Origin of the sequence: Pseudomonas protegens, assembly GCF_003732485.1 — a bacterium.
GTDB classification, from domain to species: Bacteria; Pseudomonadota; Gammaproteobacteria; order Pseudomonadales; family Pseudomonadaceae; genus Aquipseudomonas; species Aquipseudomonas protegens_B.
The window spans coordinates 170,442-175,703 of record NZ_MOAK01000036.1 but is presented as its reverse complement, the minus strand read 5'-3'; the positions used below and the strand labels follow the sequence as shown (position 1 = coordinate 175,703).

The following is a 5,262-nucleotide window of genomic DNA, read 5'->3' as shown; positions in this document are numbered from 1 at the left end:
TTCACGCAGAGTCTGGGCCTGCTGTTCGCGCATCGAGTTGATGCGGTCGGCCAGAGCCAGGGACAGCAGCGCCACCTCGATCGCCGAGCCGATCTGGCTGGCGTACATGGTCAGGAATACGTTCGGCAGGTAACCCAGGACCATCAAGGTATTGATCACCCCTCCAAACAGAAAGGCCGACCAGGCGATGATGAAATAACGCGCCACCCGCAATCCGCGACACCAGGCGACGATCCCCGCTACATAAATCACCACGGTAAACAGCAGTGCCAGAGTGGTGGCCAGGCGCAAGGCCAGGGCATAACTGGTCATCAGCGACAAGGCCATGACCAGCGCGCCAAACGCCATCAGCACCAGCAATACGCGGTCAACCCAGGGACTGTGCCGGGAGGTCTGCAGGAAACTGCGGGCGAACTGACTGCCGAACAGCCCCGCGGCACCGATGAAAAACGGTGTCGCCGCATTGGCCCACCATGGGCTGTTGGGCCAGAAGTACTCCACTGCGGCGCCGTTGACCGACAGTTGATATAGACCGAACGAGGCGATGTAGACGATGTAGTAGAGGTAACTGGTGTCGCGCACGCTGAGGTAGATGAACAGGTTGTACACCAGCATGCCCAGCAGCACCCCGTAGATCAGCCCCAGCACGTAGAGGCGCACTGGCTGCGCCTCGAGGTAGGCCGTGTTGGACCAGAGGCTCAGCGGCGCCTGGATCGAACCTTCACTGGCCAGGCGCAGATACAGGGTCTTGTGTTCATGGGGGGAGAAATTCAGGTTGAACAGGTAATTGTTCTGGCGGATCTGCCGACTGTCGAACGGCAAGGCGTCGCCGGTGCGCTCCGCCAGACGAAAACCACCGGTTTCATCGGGGACGTACAGGTCCAGGTGGTCCAGGGGCGGATAAGCCAGCTCCAGCAACCAGTTGCGCTGCGCCGTAGGATTGCCGGGGCGGTATTGGAGGTCGATCTTCAGCCAGAAGGCCGAACGTGAATAGCCGGCATTGAGGGTATCTTTATCGTGGGGTTTGAAATGCTCAGCCAGAGGCCCCGAACTGACATCGGCAATTGTCGCTTCGCCACCCACGTCTTCGAGTACTTGCATCACTCGCCCCAAGGGCAGGCGTTGAGTGAACTCGTCGAACTCGACAGCGCCAGCCAGCATCGGCAAGCTCAACAGCAACATCAGCAAATAGCGCATAAAGCCCCAGCGTGGCTTGTCCGGTAGTGTCAGGAAGTCCCCCATTTCCCTTGAGCAGACGCAAGACCGGCATGACCTGTTATTGGTTTGAATGCACTCTAGCATAGCCGTTGATGGCCATTGAACACCATTGAAAATTTTAGTCTAAAGGCTCTAGAACGGGCCTCTCAGCGCAATCCAGCGAGCTAGAGCTGTTGCATCGGTCAAGAAGGTCGAACATGGCAAAGCGACAACTTCCATTGCGCGCCAGGCGCCGCGAAAAAAAGCGTTTGGTGGTAAGCTCGCCGCCCATGAATATCTACAGCTCTCGCCCCGTTGTCCTCTGTCTCTCCGGCCACGACCCTAGTGGTGGCGCCGGCTTGCAGGCAGATATCGAAGCCCTGCTGGCTCAGGGTTGTCACGCAGCTCCGGCTGTCACCGCCCTGACCGTGCAAGACACGGTCAACGTCAGCGATTTCCGCGTCCTGGATCGCGAGTGGGTATTGGCCCAGGCCAATGCCGTGCTCAACGACTCCACTGTCGCCGCGGTCAAGCTGGGCATGCTGGGTTCCCTGGAGATGGTCGACACCGTGGTCGAACTGCTCCAGGCGCACCCGCACCTGCCCCTGGTCTGCGATCCGGTGCTGCGCGCCGGCGGCGGCGGCAGACTGGGCAAGGATGAAGTGGGCTACGCCATGCGCGAACGCCTGCTGCCCCTGGCCACCATTGCCACTCCCAACCTTCCCGAAGCCCGAATTCTTGCGGAACTGCCCGAAGGCAGCGCCGACCAATGCGCCGAAAAGCTCCTGCCGTTCGTCAAGCACCTGCTGATCACCGGCGGCCATGGCGATGAACACGAAGTGCACAATCGCCTGTACAGCCGCGACGGCCTGCGTGAGACCTATACCTGCCAACGCCTGCCCGGCAGCTATCACGGCTCCGGTTGCACCCTGGCCAGCGCCCTGGCCGGGCGCCTGGCGCAAGGCGAACACCTGGCCAGTGCGGTGAAGTCTGCCCTAGATTACACCTGGCGTACCCTGCGCGACGCCGAGCAACTGGGCCGTGGCCAGTTCGTTCCGCGTCGCTTGCCGTTGGATTTCTGCTCGTAATGTCATGAGGCCCGCTCAATGAAACTACGTGGTCTGTACGCCATCACCGACAGCCAGCTGTTGGCCGGCAAGTTCCTGAAGTACGTGGAGGCGGCGCTGGAAGGCGGCGTCACCCTGTTGCAGTACCGCGATAAAAGCGACGACCAGGCCCGCCGACTGCGGGAAGCCGAAACCCTGCTGACCCTGTGCGAACGCTACAAGACCCGCCTGATCATCAACGATGACGCCGAACTGGCGGCACGTATCGGTGCCGGCGTGCACCTGGGCCAGACCGACGGCCCCCTGACGCCGGCCCGCGCCCTGCTGGGGCGCCAGGCAATCATCGGCTCCACCTGCCATGACCAGTTGCCGCTGGCCGAGCAAGCGGCCAAGGAAGGCGCCAGCTATGTCGCCTTCGGCCGCTTCTTCAACTCAACCACCAAACCCGGCGCGCCCACTGCCAGCCTGGAGTTGCTGGATCAGGCCCGGGCCGGCCTGCATCTGCCGATCTGCGTGATTGGCGGCATCACTCTGGAAAACGCCGCTCCCCTGGTGAGCCACGGCGCCGATCTGCTGGCGGTGGTCCACGGCCTGTTCGGCGCACAGAGCGCTGAAGAAGTGACCCGCCGCGCCCGCGCCTTTAACGCCCTGTTTAATCTTTGAATAGCCCACTGCCGATTTTTGAGAGCCCGATCATGTCCCGTTCCGAAACCCTGTTTGCCAACGCCCAGAAACACATCCCTGGTGGCGTCAACTCGCCGGTCCGTGCCTTCAAGAGCGTGGGCGGCACCCCGCTGTTCTTCAAGCACGCCGAAGGTGCCTACGTCACTGACGAAGACGACAAGCGCTATGTCGACTATGTCGGCTCCTGGGGCCCGATGATTCTCGGCCACAGTCACCCGGACGTGCTGGACGCGGTGCGCAAGCAACTGGAGCATGGCCTGTCCTACGGCGCCCCCACCGCCATGGAAACCGAAATGGCCGATCTGGTGTGCTCCATCGTTCCCTCCATGGAAATGGTGCGCATGGTCAGCTCCGGCACTGAAGCCACCATGAGTGCGATTCGCCTGGCACGGGGCTTTACCGGCCGCGACAGCATCATCAAGTTCGAAGGCTGCTACCACGGGCACTCCGACAGCCTGCTGGTCAAGGCCGGCTCCGGCGCCCTGACTCAAGGCGTACCCAGCTCTGCCGGTGTACCTGCGGCTTTCGCCAAACACACCTTGACCCTGCCCTTCAACGACATCGCCGCAGTGGAAAAGATGCTGGCTGAAGTGGGTCAGGAAGTGGCCTGCATCATCGTCGAGCCAGTGGCCGGCAACATGAACTGTGTGCCGCCGGCGCCGGGCTTCCTCGAGGGGCTGCGCACCCTCTGCGACCAACACGGCGTAGTGCTGATCTTCGACGAAGTGATGACGGGCTTCCGTGTCGCTCTCGGCGGCGCCCAGGCCCATTACGGCGTGACTCCGGACTTGTCCACCTTCGGCAAGATCATCGGCGGCGGCATGCCGGTGGGCTGCTTCGGCGGCAAGCGCAAGATCATGGAGCATATCGCGCCACTGGGTCCGGTCTACCAGGCAGGCACCTTGTCCGGCAACCCGCTGGCCATGGCTGCCGGCCTGACCACCCTGCGCCTGATCAGCCGTCCGGGCTTCCACGCCGAGCTGAGCGACTACACCAGCCGCCTGCTCGAAGGCTTGCAGCAACGCGCCGATGCCGCGGGCATTCCGTTCGTCACCACTCAGGCGGGCGGCATGTTCGGCCTGTACTTCAGTGGCGCCGACGACATCGTCACCTTCGACGACGTGATGGCCAGCGATGCCAACCTGTTCAAGCGCTTCTTCCACCTGATGCTGGAGGGGGGTGTGTACCTGGCGCCAAGTGCCTTCGAGGCCGGTTTCACCTCGATCGCTCACGGCGAGGCCGAGCTGCAACTGACCCTGGATGCAGCAGAACGCGCATTTGCCGCTTTGAAGTAAGCGCTGTATGGCTGGCGTGGTGATCAACCATGCCAGCTTCGTGCTTTACTCGAACTTTCCCTTGGCAAAGGGGGAAATACTCGGCAAACCGGCGGATATCGCGGCCACGCAGCAGAAAAACGAGTAAAGACTTTGTAAGGTTGGCCCTGCTTATTTCATAATGCGCGCTTATTGGACCCCTCGTCGGGTCCGCGCGCCCCTCAGAGGTAAGTCGATTCCCATGAACCGCACCGGCCGCGCCCTGACATTGGGCTGCCTGTTGCTCCTTCAGCCCCTGCTCGCGCACGCACAAGCAGGCGGCAACTCGTTGTTGATCCCAGCGATGGGTCGCTGCACCCTCGATCCCCAGGCACAGGAACAGGCCGAGGCGCTAGCCGCGTGCCAGAAAGCCGCCGATGAAGGGGATGCGCAGGCGCAATACGAGTTGGGTGAGTTCTACTATGAGGGCAAAGGCGCGCCGCAGGACCTCAATCAAGCCCTGAGCTATTTCGAAAAGGCCTCGTTGCAAGGCCATGCCCAGGCGCAGTTCAAGCTCGGCACCATGTTCTTCCACGGCGAAGGCGTGCCGGCCAACAACGTTCAAGCCTACATCGTGCTGAAGATGGCTGCGGTCAACGGTGCCGAAGACGCCCTGGACACCGCCGACGAAGTCGCCGAACACATGCAGCGTGACGAACTTGAAGTCGCAACCCAGGTGCTGGGGCAGATTTTCCGTAAGTACCTGATGGAACTGCAGAGCGCCGATGGGCGCTCGCCTTTCTCGCCATTGCCGTAATACCTTCGCGCCATTCGCCAGCAAGCCGGCTCCTACGCAAACCAGGCTTACTTTTCGGGCATTGGCATCGGGAACGGCATGACGTTGCTCACGCCACGGGCCTCGCTGATCTTCGGCGTGCCCAAGCGCTCCACTTCGTCGATGCGCACAATCGAATGCATCGGCACAAAACTGCGCACAACGCCTTCGAACTGGGCCTTGAGCTTTTCTTCGCTCGGATCGACGACCACTTGCGTGCGCTCGC

Annotated in this window: 6 protein-coding genes; 4 read left to right on the top strand and 2 right to left on the bottom strand. The window is 61.9% G+C overall.

Going from position 1 to position 5,262, the window contains the following annotated elements; genetic code table 11:
* Positions 1–1,197, bottom strand: a 1,197-nt coding sequence (locus BLX41_RS34730; RefSeq protein WP_311197436.1) for a 7TMR-DISM family protein, incomplete at its 3' end; no start/stop codon positions are given.
* 290 nt (positions 1,198–1,487) lie between these two features.
* On the opposite strand from BLX41_RS34730, the gene BLX41_RS07700 reads away from it, so the two are divergent.
* The 4 genes from BLX41_RS07700 (at position 1,488) to BLX41_RS07685 (ending at position 5,018) form a co-directional block, all read left to right on the top strand.
* Positions 1,488–2,285: a hydroxymethylpyrimidine/phosphomethylpyrimidine kinase gene (locus BLX41_RS07700; protein WP_042941299.1), complete on the top strand. Its 798-nt coding sequence runs from the start codon at positions 1,488–1,490 to the stop codon at positions 2,283–2,285.
* Positions 2,286–2,303: 18 nt separating this feature from the next.
* Positions 2,304–2,927 carry a thiamine phosphate synthase gene (thiE, locus tag BLX41_RS07695; protein WP_123724400.1) on the top strand — a complete coding sequence of 208 codons (624 nt, stop codon included), beginning with the start codon at positions 2,304–2,306 and terminating at the stop codon, positions 2,925–2,927.
* Positions 2,928–2,959: 32 nt separating this feature from the next.
* Entirely contained in the window at positions 2,960–4,243 is a 1,284-nt protein-coding gene (gene hemL / locus BLX41_RS07690) for a glutamate-1-semialdehyde 2,1-aminomutase (protein WP_123724399.1), read from the top strand.
* A 220-nt stretch (positions 4,244–4,463) separates the two neighbouring features.
* Positions 4,464–5,018: a tetratricopeptide repeat protein gene (locus tag BLX41_RS07685; RefSeq protein WP_102865363.1), complete on the top strand. Its 555-nt coding sequence runs from the start codon at positions 4,464–4,466 to the stop codon at positions 5,016–5,018.
* A gap of 47 nt (positions 5,019–5,065) precedes the next feature.
* Here the strand turns inward: BLX41_RS07685 and BLX41_RS34725 are convergent.
* The coding region (locus tag BLX41_RS34725; protein ID WP_259744532.1) for a DUF1820 family protein at positions 5,066–5,262 on the bottom strand (197 nt) is incomplete at its 5' end.

Excerpts from the sequence above, each read along its gene's own strand:
- BLX41_RS07700 (WP_042941299.1), top strand. The coding sequence starts at position 1,488 with ATGAATATCTACAGCTCTCGCCCCGTTGTCCTCTGTCTCTCCGGCCAC.
- thiE (WP_123724400.1), top strand. The coding sequence starts at position 2,304 with ATGAAACTACGTGGTCTGTACGCCATCACCGACAGCCAGCTGTTGGCC.
- hemL (WP_123724399.1), top strand. The coding sequence starts at position 2,960 with ATGTCCCGTTCCGAAACCCTGTTTGCCAACGCCCAGAAACACATCCCT.
- BLX41_RS07685 (WP_102865363.1), top strand. The coding sequence starts at position 4,464 with ATGAACCGCACCGGCCGCGCCCTGACATTGGGCTGCCTGTTGCTCCTT.